Source organism: Orlajensenia leifsoniae (assembly GCF_004570845.1).
Taxonomy (GTDB): domain Bacteria; phylum Actinomycetota; class Actinomycetes; order Actinomycetales; family Microbacteriaceae; genus Orlajensenia; species Orlajensenia leifsoniae.
The window spans coordinates 205,136-221,314 of sequence record NZ_SPQZ01000005.1 but is presented as its reverse complement, the minus strand read 5'-3'; the positions used below and the strand labels follow the sequence as shown (position 1 = coordinate 221,314).

At 69.9% G+C, this 16,179-nt stretch carries 14 protein-coding genes; 8 read left to right on the top strand and 6 right to left on the bottom strand.

The annotated features are described in order from the left end of the window. A complete protein-coding gene (locus tag E4M00_RS14350; RefSeq protein ID WP_135121168.1) occupies positions 1 to 2,034 on the bottom strand; it encodes an acyltransferase family protein in 2,034 nt (677 codons plus the stop codon). A gap of 120 nt (positions 2,035 to 2,154) precedes the next feature. Continuing rightward, the gene (locus E4M00_RS14345; RefSeq protein WP_135121167.1) at positions 2,155 to 3,114 is read right to left on the bottom strand and encodes a GlxA family transcriptional regulator; all 960 of its coding nucleotides are present in this window, start codon (positions 3,112 to 3,114) and stop codon (positions 2,155 to 2,157) included. A gap of 88 nt (positions 3,115 to 3,202) precedes the next feature. On the opposite strand from E4M00_RS14345, the gene E4M00_RS17885 reads away from it, so the two are divergent. From E4M00_RS17885 to E4M00_RS14325, 5 genes are all read left to right on the top strand, one after another. Next, the gene (locus E4M00_RS17885; RefSeq protein WP_167756905.1) at positions 3,203 to 3,361 is read left to right on the top strand and encodes a hypothetical protein; all 159 of its coding nucleotides are present in this window, start codon (positions 3,203 to 3,205) and stop codon (positions 3,359 to 3,361) included. 86 nt (positions 3,362 to 3,447) lie between these two features. Beyond that, positions 3,448 to 4,419: a UDP-glucose 4-epimerase GalE gene (gene galE, locus E4M00_RS14340; RefSeq protein WP_135121166.1), complete on the top strand. Its 972-nt coding sequence runs from the start codon at positions 3,448 to 3,450 to the stop codon at positions 4,417 to 4,419. Positions 4,420 to 4,720: 301 nt separating this feature from the next. Further along, entirely contained in the window at positions 4,721 to 5,041 is a 321-nt protein-coding gene (locus E4M00_RS14335) for a WhiB family transcriptional regulator (protein WP_082510074.1), read from the top strand. A gap of 110 nt (positions 5,042 to 5,151) precedes the next feature. Beyond that, positions 5,152 to 8,418 carry a glycosyltransferase family 2 protein gene (locus tag E4M00_RS14330; RefSeq protein ID WP_135121165.1) on the top strand — a complete coding sequence of 1,089 codons (3,267 nt, stop codon included), beginning with the start codon at positions 5,152 to 5,154 and terminating at the stop codon, positions 8,416 to 8,418. Beyond that, positions 8,408 to 9,859 carry a DUF5719 family protein gene (locus E4M00_RS14325; protein ID WP_135121164.1) on the top strand — a complete coding sequence of 484 codons (1,452 nt, stop codon included), beginning with the start codon at positions 8,408 to 8,410 and terminating at the stop codon, positions 9,857 to 9,859. The genes E4M00_RS14330 and E4M00_RS14325 overlap by 11 nt, the downstream gene beginning before the upstream one ends. A 55-nt stretch (positions 9,860 to 9,914) precedes the next feature. Here E4M00_RS14325 and E4M00_RS14320 read toward each other — a convergent pair whose 3' ends face one another. Next, positions 9,915 to 10,358, bottom strand: a complete 444-nt coding sequence (locus E4M00_RS14320) for a metallopeptidase family protein (RefSeq protein ID WP_056164491.1) — start codon at positions 10,356 to 10,358, stop codon at positions 9,915 to 9,917. A gap of 46 nt (positions 10,359 to 10,404) precedes the next feature. On the opposite strand from E4M00_RS14320, the gene E4M00_RS14315 reads away from it, so the two are divergent. Further along, complete coding sequence (locus E4M00_RS14315) at positions 10,405 to 10,623, top strand: DUF3499 family protein (protein WP_135121163.1); 219 nt, start codon at positions 10,405 to 10,407, stop codon at positions 10,621 to 10,623. A 77-nt stretch (positions 10,624 to 10,700) separates the two neighbouring features. Then, a complete protein-coding gene (gene ahcY, locus E4M00_RS14310) occupies positions 10,701 to 12,176 on the top strand; it encodes an adenosylhomocysteinase (RefSeq protein WP_420813453.1) in 1,476 nt (491 codons plus the stop codon). Between the two features lie 114 nt (positions 12,177 to 12,290). On the opposite strand, the gene E4M00_RS14305 is transcribed toward ahcY, so the two are convergent. After that, positions 12,291 to 13,142 carry an RDD family protein gene (locus tag E4M00_RS14305; protein ID WP_135121161.1) on the bottom strand — a complete coding sequence of 284 codons (852 nt, stop codon included), beginning with the start codon at positions 13,140 to 13,142 and terminating at the stop codon, positions 12,291 to 12,293. A 16-nt stretch (positions 13,143 to 13,158) separates the two neighbouring features. Here E4M00_RS14305 and E4M00_RS14300 point away from each other — a divergent pair, with 16 nt between their 5' ends. After that, the gene (locus E4M00_RS14300) at positions 13,159 to 14,154 is read left to right on the top strand and encodes a stage II sporulation protein M (RefSeq protein WP_135121160.1); all 996 of its coding nucleotides are present in this window, start codon (positions 13,159 to 13,161) and stop codon (positions 14,152 to 14,154) included. A gap of 56 nt (positions 14,155 to 14,210) precedes the next feature. Here the strand turns inward: E4M00_RS14300 and E4M00_RS14295 are convergent, their stop codons facing one another. After that, positions 14,211 to 15,707, bottom strand: a complete 1,497-nt coding sequence (locus tag E4M00_RS14295; RefSeq protein WP_135121159.1) for a catalase — start codon at positions 15,705 to 15,707, stop codon at positions 14,211 to 14,213. Next, entirely contained in the window at positions 15,700 to 16,146 is a 447-nt protein-coding gene (locus E4M00_RS14290) for a Fur family transcriptional regulator (RefSeq protein WP_135121158.1), read from the bottom strand. Before E4M00_RS14290 ends, E4M00_RS14295 begins: the two co-directional genes overlap by 8 nt. Between the last annotated feature and the right edge of the window lie 33 nt (positions 16,147 to 16,179).

Here is a 16,179-nt window from a genome sequence, read left to right as displayed (position 1 = left end):
TCAGCGGGCGCCGTCGCCGCCTTCGCCGCCGTCGGCGTCGCCGTCGAGCGACGCGAGGTCGAGCTTCTCCGCGAGCAGCTCGGACAGGGCGCGGGAGTACGTGGCGGTGAGATGGTCCCTGTCGCGATACACGAGGTAGGAGCCGATGACGGCCGTGCACTTCTCGGGTCCGCAGACGTAGTCGTTCATGTCGATCCAGCCGATGCCGTCGACCGTGCGCTCCTGTTCCTGCAGGGCGGTGTCGATGGCGTCGTCCCGATCGACGGCACAGGCGTCGGCATCGTCGAGGTGGGCGGAGAGGCAGATCGACGGCGTCGACTCCTGGTGCGGGGTGTCGGTGATCCAGTCCACGGGCACGGCGGGCAGTGCTGCCACAGTCTTCTCGAGCGCCGCGCGCCACTGCTCGCCGTAGCTCTCGGCCGAGGCAGCCGGTGGCCGGTAGTGCTCGGAGTAGCTGGCGAGCACGATGAGCGCAGGAGGGGCGGCGTTCAGTCTCTCGATCACGTCGCTCCGCCAGCGCTCGCACTGCGGATAGGGCTCGACAGTCTCGGGGTCGACCAGTACCGACGGGCAGTCGCTCTTGGTGTCAGTCTCGAGCAGGATGGTTCCGGCCTCGGCGAGAGGCAGCAGCGCCGGGAACCACTGGGCGCCGTGGGAATCTCCGAACAGCACGACCCTCGGCGCATCGGGGTCGCTGCCGAAGGTGCAGGCACTCGCGTCGGTGCTCGGGATGTCGCGGTGGCATCCGTCGTCGTAGATCGCCGGGTTGTCGTCGGAGGTGAGCCGCAGAGCAGGTCTGATGTTCGACGCGACGAAGGCCGTGCCGACGGGGTGCGCTCGCGGCGCACTCACAGGGGCCGCGGTTCCCGAGTCGAGACGCTGCGCCGAGCTCGCCTGGGCGGCTGTGGCCGAGAACACCACGATGACGACGGATGCTGCTCCCGCCAACAGCAGGCTGCGGCGCGGCCTGGCCCTGACGAGCGCCGGCGGATTGCGGAACGGGGTCTCGACGAAGCGGTAGAGCAGCGCCCCGAGCGGGATGCTGGCGGCGCCGAGCGCCAGCAGCGCCCACGGCGGCAGCGGCGCCGACGGCGAGGCCGCCTGCTGCGGGATGACGATGAGCGGCCAGTGCACGAGATAGACCGAGTAGGAGATGAGGCCGAGCAGTTGCAGGGGCTTCAGGCTCATGGCGCGACCGGGCGACCAGGATGTGGCGACGTCGCCGCCGGCGATCATGAGCACGGCGCCGAGCACCGGGAGCAGGGCCGCGTAGCCGGGGAACAGCGTAGTCTCGTCGAACAGCAGCGAGGCGCCGACGATGGCCGCGAGGCCGAGCCAGGCCGCCATGCCCGCCCCGCGAGAGCGCACCCAGGCCGGATCCGTGCGCATCACCATCGCCAGCAACCCTCCGGCGCCGAGTTCCCACGCGCGGGTCGGCAGCGAGAAGAACGCCCACGGCGGGTTCGTGAACGTGAGCACCAGGCCGCCAACGAACGAGGCGGCCACGATCACGGCGATCACCGCGAACAGGCCACGCGTCGAGCGGCGGCACAGGTGGAAGGCGAGGGCGAGCACCGCCGGCCAGACCAGGTAGAACTGCTCCTCGACGCCGAGCGACCAGTAGTGCTGGAACACCGAGGGAGTGGTCTCGGCGAGGTAGTCGGTGCCCTGCACGGCGAACAGCACGTTCGGCACGTAGAGCGCAGTCGCGATGGCCGCGGTGAACATCTGGCGCAGCATGAGCGGCGGCACCCAGAGGATGGACGCGAGCACCGTGAGCGCGACGACGACGAGGGAGGCCGGCAGGATGCGCCGTGCCCGTCGGGCATAGAAGTCGGCGAAGCGGATGCCGCCGTCACCCGTGAGCGAGCTCAGCAGGTGCGTGGTGATGAGGAAACCCGAGATGACGAAGAACACGTCGACGCCCACGTATCCGCCGGGCAGCCACGGTACGCCGCAGTGGAACAGCACGACGATGCCCACAGCCAGGGCACGCATGCCCTGGATGTCCGTGCGCTGCCCCCGACCTGCCATGCCTCAACGCTAGGGAGCCGGTGTTTCCTCCCCGTGTCCGTCGCGTGAGCATCGGGTGTCACCTGTTCGGGGGTGGGTGAGGAGCTGGACGGCTCGGAACGACTCGGGCGAGCGGATGCGTCAGGCCAGCTGGCGGGCCCCGAAGGTGCGCCGGTACGCGGTCGGCGTGGTCTGCAGCACCTTCACGAAGTGGTGCCGCATGACGGCCGCCCCGCCGAAGCCGCAGTCGCCGGCGATCTCCTCGAGGCTGAGGTCGCTCTCCTCGAGCAGCTGCTGCGCTCGCAGCAGACGCTGGCGGTTCAGCCAGGCCGTCGGGGTCGTGCCCAGCTCGGCGCGGAAGCGGCGGGCGAAGGTGCGGCTCGACATCAGCGACTTGCGGGCGAGCTGGTCGACGGTGAGATCCTGGTCGAGGTTCTCCAGCATCCACTCGGTCACGAGGGCGAAGGAGTCGCTGCGGCACTCGACGACGGGCGTCTGGATGAACTGCGACTGGCCGCCGTCGCGCTGCGGAGGCACGACCATGCGGCGGGCGACGACGTTGGCTGCCGATGCTCCGAGCTCCTTGCGCACGATGTGCAGGGCGGCGTCGATGCCCGCAGCGGTTCCCGCCCCGGTCACCACCCGGCGGTCCTCGACGAACAGCACGTCGGGGTCGACATCCGTCAACGGATACTCGGCTGAGAGCCTGTCGGTGTACATCCAGTGCGTGGTCGCCCGACGTCCGTCGAGGATTCCGGCCTCGCCGAGCAGGAACGCCCCGCTGCACACGCTCATCACCCAGGCGCCACGGGCCTCGGCCTCGCGGAGCACCCGGACGATCTCGGGGTGGGCGCTGCCGTCTCCGAGGTAGGCGGGCACGGCGATCAGGTCGGCGTCGGCCGCGGCGCTGAGGTCCTCGTGCACGACGATGTCGAAGCCCATCTTCATCGGGATGGGGCCGGGCTCGGCCGCCACGATGTGGAAGTCGAAGATGGGGCCGCCGTGCTCGCGACGATCGATGCCGAACACCTCGCAGATCACGCCGAACTCGAACGGCGCCATCCCGGGGATGGTGAGGCAGACGATCTTCTTCAGGGCCATGTCAGTTTCTCTCGATTGGCAGGAATGTACCGAACACTGTCCACTCTGCCACTCGTGGCGGTAACTCGCAAACCCTAGATTTACTGCCATGTCCATCATTCTTCTCATCGCACTGGTCGCCCTCGTGTTCTGGGGCGCGCTGGCCACCATCCTCGGTCTCGACAACGACGGCTACGGCCGACCCGAGATCCGCGACCGCACCCGGCACGCCGGCCACGGCGACAGCTGGGACGCCCGCTGGGAGTGACACCCGTCGACGCGCGGGGGTCCGTGCGCCGATAGTCTGGAGATCCCGGTCGGATGCACCGGAACTCAGGACGAGGGAGGCGCCCCATGGCGTGGTTGGTCACGGGTGGAGCGGGCTACATCGGGTCGCACGTGGTGCGGGCGTTCACGGATGCCGGTACCGACGTCGTCGTGATCGACGACCTGTCGAGCGGTCACCGGAGCTTCGTCTCCGACTCGGTGCCGTCCTACGAGGGCACGATCCTCGACGGGGAACTGCTCGCCCGCATCTTCATCGAGAACGACATCACCGGAGTGGTGCACGTCGCCGGCTTCAAGTACGCCGGGGTCTCGGTGCAGCGGCCGCTGCACACCTACGAGCAGAACGTCACCGCGACGGCCGTGCTTCTGGGCGCCATGGCCGATGCCGGTGTCGGCAACATCGTGTTCTCGTCGAGCGCCGCCGTCTACGGCACGCCCGACACCGACCTGGTGACCGAGGACACTCCGAAGGACCCGCAGTCGCCCTACGGCGAGTCCAAGCTCATCGGCGAGTGGCTGCTGCGTGACCAGGAGGTCGCGACAGGCCTGGCCCACACCTCCCTGCGCTACTTCAACGTCGTGGGATCGGGCGCGAGCGACCTCTACGACTCGAGCCCGCACAACCTGTTCCCCATGGTCTTCGAGGCCCTCCTCGATGGCCGCACCCCCCGCATCAACGGCACCGACTACCCGACGCCCGACGGCACCTGCGTGCGCGACTACATCCATGTCGCCGACCTCGCCCAGGCCCACGTCGTCGCGGCCCAGCGGCTCGACGCAGGCGAGGCCATCGAGGCCGTCTACAACCTCGGCAGCGGCGACGGCGTCTCGGTCGGCGAGATCATGAGCACGATCGCCCGCGTCACGGGCATCGACTTCGAGCCGGAGCGCGCGCCCCGGCGCCCCGGCGACCCCGCCCGCATCGTGGCCTCGGGGGAGAAGGCCGCCCGCGATCTCGATTGGCGGATGCGCCACACCCTCGAGGAGATGGTGCAGAGCGCGTGGGACTCTCGGCGCAGGGCCGCATCCGGAGTCTGAGCGACTTCCAAGCTCCAGCGATCTCGGGATGGTATGGAGCTGCATCCCCGTCCGCGCGACCCGCCGCGACGCGCCCGGCGAGCCGCGGCGGCGCTCCGCAACGGAATTGACCCCTCAACGGGGATAACCCTCTCTGGGGAGTTGTGGCGCGGGCGAGGATGCCGAGTTTTCCGCGGCGCGTCGCAACTCTCGAGGGTTCGTTGAGGGTTTACGATTTGCGACTTGACTCCTGAGAGTTACACCGGTGTAATTACTTCAGACACGCGGTTCGCAGGTCGGAAGAAATAAGGCGGGTGACGATATGGCAGCCAATGACTATCGTGCTGGGGTACCCGACGACTGGTTCGTCGATCCGATCACGCTGGGGGTTCCCGGTGTTCGTCAGAATGTCGACGACGACAACCCACTCGCGTGGCAGTCCGACTCGCTCTGCGCCCAGACCGACCCTGAGGCCTTCTTCCCGGAGAAGGGCGGATCGACGCGCGACGCGAAGAAGATCTGCACCTCCTGCGAGGTCCGCACCCAGTGCCTGGAGTACGCGCTGTCGAACGACGAACGGTTCGGCATCTGGGGCGGCCTGTCCGAGCGCGAGCGTCGGAAGCTGCGCAAGCGCGCCGTCTGATCACTGACGTGTGGCACCCCAACGGGCCACACGATCCGGCCGATCGGATATCGGCCACGCCCGGCGGCACTCCGTGCGAGTCGGCGAGGGCAACTTAGGCTTTCCCCGATATGTCACCCAGAGTCACCGCCATCATCGTCGCCCGAAACGGCGCGGAGCACCTTCCGCGGACTCTCGAGGCTCTCGCCGCCCAGACCATGGCCCCCGACGCGATCATCGCCGTCGACTGCGGGTCGACGGATGCCACGAGCACACTGCTGGCCGAGTTCGGCCCCACGCACCTGATCACGGCCGACTCCGACCTCACCTTCGGCGGGGCGATCGCCACCGCCGTCCGCGTGACCACCCCGCCGACGGCCCCGAACGAGTTGCTCTGGCTCATCGCCCAGGACACGGCGCCCGAGCCGACGGCGCTGGCCGAGCTCGTCGCGGCACTCGAGACCGCACCCTCCGTCGCCATCGCCGGGCCGAAACTGCTCGACTGGGAGCGCGGGGAGTTCATCCGCTCGCTCGGCGAATCGCTGACGACGCAGGGAGCGACCGTCGCCCTCGTCTCCGACGAACTCGACCAGGGACAGCGCGACGTGCTGAGCGACGTGCTCGCGGTCGTGGCCGGCGGCATGCTGGTGCGCCACACGGTCTGGGAGACCCTCGGCGGCTTCGACCCGGGGCTGCCCGTCGTCGACGACGCCCTCGACTTCTGCGTGCGCGCGCGTCTGGCCGGGCACAGGGTGTCCGTCGCTCCGGCAGCGCGGGTCGCGACGGCCGGTGACGGCGTCGCCGGGGCCAACACCTCGCACAAGGGCCGCATCCGTCGACGTCGCGCCCGTCAGCAGCGCACGGCGCAGTTGCACCGTCGACTGGTCTACGCGCCGGCCGTTCTCGTGCCCGTGCACTGGCTGTCGCTCGTGCCCCTGGCGATCGTGCGCTCGATCATCGCGCTCCTCGGCAAGCAGCCCGGCCGCATCGGCGGGGAGTTCGCGGCGGCGTTCACGGCGGCGTTCAGCGGAATCCGGACGACGGCCGCACGCCGCAGCATCGCGCGCACCCGCAGCAACCCCTGGTCGGTCATAGCGTCGCTGCGCGTCACCCCGGCCGAGATGCGTCGGAGACGTGCCCTCGCCAGGGAGGCCCGCATCGCGAGGGCCCGTGGGGCCAGGCACGAGATCGGCTTCCTCACCTCGGGCGGAGCCTGGACTGTACTCGGCGCCGTCGTGGTCGGCCTCGTCGTCGCCGCTCCGCTCGTGGGGTCGGCCGCCGTCGGCGGAGGCGGCCTGCTGCCGTTGAGCTCGACTCCGGCCGAGCTCTGGCAGAACATCGGCTACGGATGGCGCGACCTCGGACCCGGCTTCGTCGGAGCCGCCGATCCGTTCGCCGCCGTGCTCGCTGTGCTCGGGTCGCTCGCCTTCTGGTCTCCGTCCGCCGTCATGCTCGCCCTCTGGGTGGCAGCCGTGCCGCTCGCGGCCCTCGGCGCCTGGTTCGCCGCCACCCGCCTCACCGACCGCGGGGGCCTGCGCGCCGTCGCCGCCGTGCTCTGGATGCTGGCGCCGACGTTCATGACGGCCGTCGCCGACGGTCGCCCGGCCGCCGTGGTCACCCACCTCCTGCTGCCGTGGCTCGTGTTCGCGGGCTTCGCCGCGGCCAGGTCCTGGTCGGCATCCGCCACCACGGCCCTGCTCTTCGCGGCGATCGTCGCCTGCGCCCCATCGCTGACCCCTGCGCTGCTCATCATCTGGCTCGTGCTGCTCGGAATCAGTGGACGCGGCTTCTTCCGCGTCATCGGCATCCCGATCCCGGCCGTCGCCCTCGCCGCCCCGCTGGTGTTGGACCAGGCGTTGCGTGCGAACTGGATCGCCCTGGTGGCCGACCCCGGGGTGCCGCTGGCAGGCACGCCGGCATCCGTCTGGCAACTCCTGCTCGGTTTCCCCGGCGGTGGATTCGGCGGCTGGGACCAGGCTCTCGGCCTGATCCCGATCGACGGCCTGCTGCCCCAGGTCGTGGTGCCGATCCTTCTCGCACCCCTGGCCGTGCTCGGACTGCTCGCCCTGTTCCTGCCCGGCTTCCGCAGTGCGGCCTTCGCGCTCGGAGTCTCCCTGCTCGGCTTCGCCACGGCCCTCGCCGCCACCCTCATCGTCGTGGCCACCACGGGCTCGCAGCTCGTGCCCGTGTGGGCGGGGACGGGCATCAGCCTGTACTGGCTCGGCATCGTCGGCGCCGTCACCATCGGCCTCAACGCCATTCCGCGCTACTCGATCATTCCGGCGATCGTGGCCGCGGTGTGCTTCGTGGCCGTCGCGGCTCCTCTCGCCCTCGAGGTTCCGCTCGGACAGTCGGCCGTCGACGCGACGACGAACCGCATCCTGCCGGCCTTCGTGTCGGCGGAATCTGCGGGCGACCCCCGTGCGGGAACGCTGGCCATCGTGCCACAGCCCGACGGCGGCATCCTCGCCGACCTCCAGCGCGGGTCGGGAACGACACTCGACGACCAGTCCGTCCTTGCGTCGACGGATCTCGAGATGAGCGCCGCGCAGAAGGAGATCGCCACCCTCGCCGGCAACCTGACGTCGCGCAGCGCATTCGACGCCGCCGCGGCCTTCGACGCCAACCGCATCCGCTTCGTGCTGCTCGAGCCGGCCGTGCGCGTCGATGGCGCCGAGCCGTCCGCCGCCGCCGTGCAGGTGACCCGTCGCGCCACGGCGGCCCTGGACGGCAACTCGACGCTCGTCCCCGTCGGGCGCACCGACTACGGCATGCTCTGGCGGGTCGACACCGACGAGGATGACGCTGCATCGGCTGCGATTCCTTCCAACGCCGGCGGGTGGATCGGAACGGCATCCCTGATCGTCGCCGCCGTCGTGTTCGGGGCCACCCTGCTGCTCTCCATCCCCACGGGCGTCGGCCGTGAACGTCCGCCCGAATCGGCGCGGCGTCGCGCGGCCAGAGAGCGTCGTGAGCGGCGAGCCGGCCGTTCGCCCCGTCGGGCTGCCGCCGGGGTCATCGTCGCCGACGACGACCTGCCGGAGGACGGCGTGACCGAGGAGTCGACGGGAGACGCGGCAGCGGCAGCTGAAGCTGTCGAAGCCGGTGAAGCGGATGCCGAGGCGGATGCCGCGGCGACGTCGGGGCCCGACGGTGCTTCAGCGTCGCCGGCCGGTAGCGATGCCGGCGAGGCTGATGCCGAGCCGGACCCGGTGCCCGATCCCGAGGCTGAGGCACGATCGGATTCCGATGCCGTGCCCGACTCCGATCAGGAACCCTCTCCGGAACCGACCGACCAGACCGACCAGACCGAGCAGGCCGAACAGGCCGAACAGGCCGAACAGGCCGAACAGGCCGAACAGACGGACCCGACCGAGGAGAAGCGCGATGTCGACTAAGCGCAGGATCGCCGTGGTCGGCGGCCGCTCGATCGCCGGCCTCGCCGGGATCGCCATCGCCGTGGGAGCCGTGACGGCTGCCGTCCTGGTGCCGTGGCCCAGCTACTCGGTCACTCCGGTCGCCCAGAGGGTCGTGCCGGTCCCGACCGACGCCCAACGAGTCTGCCCCGGCCCCATCCTCGCCCTGGCGGAGGATGCGACCCAGGCGACGGCGGCATCGTCCATCGGCAGTGCGAACGTGACGGCTGCTGCGGCATCCGGCGAGCCCGATCCCGAGGAATCCAGCCTGGACGCGCCCGACAACGACGCCGCCGACTCTGATGGCGGCCCGACGTTGGTGACGGTACCGGCCGCCGCGGATGCGACCGAACCGCCCCTGGTCGCGGCGAGCCAGTCGCAGGTCGCCTCGACCGACACCCAGTCCGGCCTCGCCGTCGCAGCGTGCACCGAGGCGGTCCCCGACGCCTGGCTCGTGGGAGGTTCCACCGAGATCGGCCGCACCACCCTCGTGCTGCTGACGAACTCGTCGAGCGTCCTCGCCACCGTCGACCTCGCGGTCTACGGGGAGTCCGGCCCCATCGATGCGCCGGGATCCACGGGCATCCTCGTCCAGCCGAAGTCGCAGCGCGTCGTGTCGCTCGCCGGTCTCGCCCCCGATGTCGCATCTCCCGTCGTGCACGTCACGGCGAGCGGTGGCGAGGTGGCGGCATCCCTGCAGCAGAGCACAGTGCGTGGCCTCGAGCCCGGCGGCGTCGACATCGTCGGGCCCACGGCCGACCCCGACACCACGGCCCTTATCGCGGGCCTGACGGTCTCGTCATCGACCGCAGCCGACCCTGACGCCCAACCGGGAGCCGAGGAAGGCTACTCCGACGAGCAGCCCGGACTGCGCCTGCTCGTGCCCGGTGACACCGGCACGCAGGCGACGGTCAGCGTCGTGGGGGAGGACGGGGCGCCCGGCACCTCGTTCACGGTCGACCTCGAGCCCGGAGTCAGCATCGAGGCTCCGCTGACCGACCTCGGCTCCGGTGCCTACACCGTGCGCGTCGAAGCCGACCAGCCCGTCGTGGCAGCGGCCCGCTCCGCCGTGAGCGGGAACAGCGGTCGGGACTTCGGGTGGTTCACCGCGTCGTCACCGCTCACCGACGAGCCGACCCTCGTGGCCGCGGCCCGCGGCGCATCGCCGGTGCTGCACGCCTGGAACCCGAGCGGAGAGGACGCGACGGTCGTGCTCACCTCGGAACGCGGCACGACCCGCGAGCTCGACCTGCCGGCCGCGACGGCGCTGTCCTTCGAGATCGATGCGGGTGCCGGCTACGAGATCAGCGACGCCGCAGGCATCATCGCCTCGATCGGCTACGAGACCTCCACCCGTCTGGCCTCCTTCGCCGTCAACCCCGTCGGCGGCCTCGCGGCGCCGGTCATCGTCTACACGCGCTGAGCACGCCTCGCGAGGGGCCGTGCCGGGAGTGTGAGCAGTCGGATGCCCGCCGGCCTCAGAGGCCGCGGTAGCGGTCGGGATCGAGGTCCCAGGGATCCTTGCCGATGAGGTCGGCGACAGCCCGGAACACGCAGCTCTCGACCATCATGCGCTGGTGCAGGTCGTCGTTGCGATGCAGCTTCGCCATTCGCTGGATGGGGATGCGGTACAGCACCACCCGGCGCTCCTCGAGGTTCACGTGCCACCGGTCGACGTGGTCGCCGTGCAGGGCCTCAGCCGGGGCGGCGGCGATCTCGAATCGCACGTCGTCCAGCTCCGGCCAGATGCCGCGGAGGTACTCGGCGGTAGACGCCACAGTCGACTCGAACAGGTCGATGCGGCCGCGGATCATCGGCAGGTACGGCCCGGTCACCGCCGAGCGCAGACCCCGGCCGTGGCGGTCGATGATGCCCCGCCGCGCCGAGGGCGCTGTGCGCGGCGTGCGTCGTGATCGGGGCATGTCGCCATCCTAGTTCGCGCGGGCGCGCGGGTAATCTGATGGTGACATGAACAGATCCTGCTCGCGGGTGGCGTGCACCTCGGACGCGGTGGCCACGCTCACCTACGTGTACGCCGACTCGATGGCCGTGCTCGGCCCCCTCTCGATGAGCCACGAGCCGCACAGCTACGACCTCTGCGTCCGCCACGCCGAGCGACTCTCCGCACCGCAGGGCTGGCAGGTCATCAGGCACGCGGTGCTGGGCGAGGCCGGATTCGGCGCCTGAGCCCGCCGCGACGAGCGCGATTCGTCCCCTGAGTCCAGGGGCGGCATCCGAGCGCCGCGAATGACAGAATGTCTCTCATGACCTCCACTGCCACCGCACTCCCGTTCAAGGTCCGTGACCTCGGCCTCGCCGAAGCCGGCCGTCACCAGCTGCGTCTCGCCGAGAACGAGATGCCCGGCCTCATGGCTCTTCGCGAGGAGTTCGGCCCGTCACAGCCCCTCGCCGGAGCCCGCATCGCCGGCTCACTGCACATGACGGTCCAGACCGCCGTGCTCATCGAGACGCTGACCGCTCTCGGCGCCCAGGTGCGCTGGGCGAGCTGCAACATCTTCTCGACCCAGGACGAGGCCGCTGCGGCGATCGCCGTCGGACCGACCGGGACCCCGGATGCCCCGGCCGGCGTTCCGGTCTTCGCCTGGAAGGGCGAGAGCCTCGAGGAGTACTGGTGGTGCACCGACCGCATCTTCGACTGGAGCGCCGAGGCCGCTGAGGCCGGTGCCGACTGGGTCGGACCGAACCTCATCCTCGACGACGGCGGCGACGCCACCATGCTCGTGCACAAGGGTCTCGAGTTCGAGAAGGCCGGTGCTGTCCCCGCGGCGACGGATGCCGACAACCACGAGTACCGTGTCGTGCTCGACACCCTGCGCACCTCGCTCGGCCTGTCCTCCGACAGGTTCACCCGCATCGCAGCCGAGCTGCAGGGAGTGACAGAGGAGACCACCACCGGCGTGCACCGCCTGTACGAGCTGCACTCCGCAGGCCAGCTGCTGTTCCCGGCCATCAACGTGAACGACTCGGTCACCAAGAGCAAGTTCGACAACAAGTACGGCATCCGTCACTCGCTCCCGGATGGCCTGAACCGTGCCACGGACGTCCTCATGGGTGGCAAGGTCGCCCTCGTCGCCGGCTATGGAGACGTCGGAAAGGGTGCTGCCGAAGCCCTGCGCGGCCAGGGTGCCCGCGTGATCGTCACCGAGGTCGACCCGATCTGCGCCCTGCAGGCCGCGATGGACGGATACCAGGTCTCGCGCATCGAGTCCGTCGTCGGCGAGGTCGACATCTTCGTCTCGGGCACGGGCAACATGAACGTGATCACCCTCGAGCACATGCTCGCGATGAAGCACCTCGCCATCGTCTCGAACGTCGGCCACTTCGACAACGAGATCGACATGGCCGGCCTCGAGTCCCTCGCCGGCGCCGAGCGGATCGAGATCAAGCCGCAGGTGCACGAGTGGCGCCTGCCGACGGGTCGGTCGATCCTCGTCCTCTCCGAGGGACGCCTCATGAACCTCGGCAACGCGACGGGACACCCGTCCTTCGTGATGAGCAACTCGTTCACGAATCAGGTGCTCGCGCAGATCGAGCTCTGGGTCCGTCCGGAGGCGTACCCGATCGGCGTCTACGTGCTGCCGAAGCACCTCGACGAGAAGGTCGCCCGCCTGCACCTCGACGCCCTCGGCGTCGAGCTCACCGAGCTCACCCCCGAGCAGGCCGGCTACATCGGCGTGCCCGTCGACGGGCCGTACAAGGTCGACCACTACCGCTACTGAGCCCTTTGCTCGCTGAGGGCCCGACGCAGTCGCGGTCGAAGCGCCATCGCAGGCGCGCTTCGACCGCGGGCTTCGCCCGGTCTTCAGCGAGCAGATCGCCGAGCGGCAGCGCCCTCAGCGCTCCGGGAAGCCGTGCGGCAGTCCCGCGAGCACCGGCTCCAGGGCGTCGAGGCGCTCCTGCTCGAGACGCAGCGCCGTGGCCTCGCGTTCGCGCCGCAGCGCCGCGACGCCCCAGAGGAAGGTCTCGGCGGGCACCTCGGGCAGCGGAGAGACGTAGACGGATGCCTCGCGCGCCAGCTGCTCCGCCGTCCGTGCGCGGGTTGCAGGCACGAGCGCGTCGACCTGCGACAGGAACTGCGCGATGCGGCGTGAGAGCGTCTCGGGCAGGCGGGCGACGTCGGCCACCAGCGCCCACTGGGTGAGCATGGGCGGCATGCCCTGGCGCGGGGGCACGTAGCGCGGCACGCGTTCGATCTGGCTGCGGGTTCCCGCGAGCAGATCCCCGAGGCGCTTCGAACGCTCGTTGAGCAGGCCTGTCATGGCGGCGACGGCGCCGAAGGTCAGGTAGATCTCGATGACGCCCGTGAGCGCACGCACGAAGGAGTGCCGGAGCGCGATCGCACCGCCGTCGTCACGCACGATGCGGGCGCCGATGGCGAGACGCCCGAGCGACCGACCGCCCGACGCGATCTCGACGACCATGGGGATGACGAGCAGGAACAGCACGAGACCGACGACGCCGAGCGCCCGCAGCGCCGCCTGATCGATCCCGGCGGAGCCGTACTGCACGACGAGCCAGGCGACACCGAGCAGCAGGCCGACGTAGACGACGGCATCGATCGCTGTGCCGGCTCCCCTCAGGATGACACTGGCCGGTCGAACGTCCAGTGCGACGGCCTCGCCGGTGACGAGACCGGAATCCTCACGATCGTTCGACGCGGTGCGCTGCACGACGGGGTCTGCCATGCGATCATCTAATCAGATGGATCTCGACGCATATTCGACCGCCCACGGCGCGGAGTGGGACAGGCTGTCCCAGCTGGCCCGCACGCGGCGGCTCTCGGGCGAGGAAGCCGACGAGCTCATCGCGGGCTATCAGGCCGGCGCGACCCAGCTCTCGGTGCTCAGCACCGCGTCGGGGTCGACGATCCCCGGTGACAGGCTCTCCGTGACGTTGTCTCGCGCCAGGTTGCGGTTCACCGGAGCGAGCGGCAACGCCCTCGCCATGCTGCCGCGCTTCTTCATCCTTCAGCTTCCTGCCGCGCTCTACAGGCTGCGCTGGATCACCCTCGGCGTCATCCTCGCCACGGTGCTCGTCTCCACCCTGTACGCGGTCTGGGCGCTGGCCGACCCGCAGGTGCTCGCGTCGTACGGAACCGACGCTCAGCGACAGGCTCTGGCCGACGGCGCCTTCGTCGACTACTACTCCGAGAACCCGGCGGCCTCGTTCGCCGGCATGGTGTGGACGAACAACGCCTGGATCGCCGCCCAGTGCATCGCGCTCGGCATCACCGGCGTCTTCGTGCCGTATGCGCTGCTCGGGAACGCCCAGAACGTCGGCGTCTCGGCGGCCATCATGTTCTCCTACGACAAGGGCGACGTGTTCTTCGAGTACATCCTGCCGCACGGCTTGCTCGAGCTCACCTGCGTCTTCGTTGCCGGTGCCGCCGGTCTGCGCATCTTCTGGGCGTGGATCGCGCCGGGCGCGCGCACGCGCGGTCAGGCTCTCGCCGAGGACGCCCGGGCCTTGTTCACGGTGGCCATCGGCCTGGCCATCTGGCTGTTCATCTCGGGCATCATCGAGGGTTTCGTGACGCCGGCCCCCTGGCCGTGGGCCGTGAAGATCTCGATCGGGATCGCTGCGGCTGCAGCGTTCTACGCCTACATGCTCGTCCTCGGCGGGCGCGCGGCGCGAGCTGGAGAGACCGGCGACCTCGGCGAGTACGAGGCGGGGTCCCGGCGCATCATCGCCGCGTAGGAACGGCGAAGCCGCCGCGCGAAGGGGCGCGGCGGCTTCGACGTGATGACGGGTGGCTACTCTCCGACGCCCACGTACTCGGCGGCCTCGTTCGCCGTCTCGACCGGCGCCGCGAGGTTGGCGCGCAGGGCGGCTCCCAGCGCGGCGTCGACGTTCGTCCAGTACTGGATGGCGCGTTCGCGGATCTCGGGCACCGTCGTGCCGCCGACGGCTCCGGTGATGGTCTCCAGGAAGCGGGCCTTGGCCGCATCGTCGAAGACCTCCCTGTAGAGCGTCCCCGCCTGACCGAAATCGCTGTCCTCGGTGTGGAGGGTCGCAGCGGCTCGGATCAGCTCGCCGTCCGACTCCCAGCTGCCGGCTCCCGCGATCGCGGGGTCGGCCACGGGGCCGCTGAAGGAGTTGGGAGCATAGACGGGGGCGGATGCGGGCTTGAATCCGTGGCGGGCCGCACCGTCCTGCGAGTAGTTGTGCACGGGCGACTTCGGCGCATTGACCGGAATCTCGTTGTAGTTCGTGCCCACGCGGTAGCGCTGCGCGTCGGGGTAGGAGAACACGCGAGCCATCAGCATCTTGTCGGGGCTGATGTCGATGCCCGGAACCGTGTTGGCCGGCGAGAACGCCGCCTGTTCGATCTCGGCGAAGAAGTTCTCCGGGTTGCGGTTCAGCGTCTGCGTGCCGACCTTGACGAGCGGGTAGTCCGCGTGCGGCCAGACCTTGGTGAGGTCGAACGGGTTGAAGCGGTAGGTCTTGGCGTCGTCGTACGGCATGATCTGCACGTGGAGGTCCCACGAGGGGAAGTCGCCGGCCTCGATGGCCTCGTAGAGGTCGCGACGGTAGTAGTCGGCGTCGGCACCGGCGATGTCCTGTGCCTCGGCGCCTCCCATCTCGATGTTGCCCTGGTTCGAGGTGAAGTGGTACTTCACCCAGAAGCGCTCGCCTGCCGCGTTGATCCATTGGTAGGTGTGCGATCCGAAGCCGGGCATCTCGCGCCATGAACGCGGGAGGCCGCGGTCGCCCATGAGGTAGGTGACCTGGTGGGCCGACTCGGGGGAGAGGGTCCAGAAGTCCCACTGCATGTCGGCATCGCGGAGGCCGGAGCCGGGGAGCCTCTTCTGGGAGTGGATGAAGTCGGGGAACTTGATCCCGTCGCGGATGAAGAAGACGGGGGTGTTGTTTCCGACGATGTCGTAGTTGCCCTCGGACGTGTAGAACTTCACCGAGAAGCCGCGCACGTCGCGCCAGGTGTCAGGCGAGCCCTGCTCGCCGGCGACAGACGAGAAGCGTGTGAGCGTCGGGGTCGAGGCGCCGGGCTGGAACACGGCAGCGCGGGTGTACGCCGACACGTCGCCCGTCACGACGAAGTCGCCGTGGGCCCCACCGCCCTTGGCGTGAACGACCCGCTCCGGGATGCGCTCGCGTGCGAACTGAGCCAGCTTCTCGACGAGGTAGCGGTCGTGCAGCGCGGTGACGCCGTCGGCGCCTGCTGTGAGCGAGTGGGCGTCGCTGGGTATCGCGGAACCGGTCTGGCTCGTCGTGTACTGGCTGTCAGTCATGGATCTCCTTTGTGGGTACTACGTGCAGTTTCTGGCAGGGGGCGCAGAGGCCCCAGAAGGTCACTTCCGCTGTCGCGAGTGTGAAGCCCGCGGTGTCGGAGGGAGCGATGCAGGGAGCGTGGCCGACCACGCACTCGACGTCGGCCACGGCGCCGCACGACGTGCAGACGATGTGGTGGTGGTTGTCTCCGACGCGGCGTTCGAACAGCGCGGCCGAGTTGGCCGGCTCGATCCTGCGCAGCAGCCCGGCGGCGGTGAGGTCGGAGAGGACGTTGTGCACCGACTGGATGGAGATGCTCGCGTCGGTTTCGACGAGGTGCCGGTGCAGCGTGGCCGCGTCGCTGTGGGGGAACCGGTCGAGGACCTCGAGCAGCGCGAGCCGACCCGCCGTGACGCGCAGACCGGCCCGGTGGATCTCGTGTTCCGCACTCGACCGCATTCCATCGACCCTAGCATTTATCGTGAACGACTA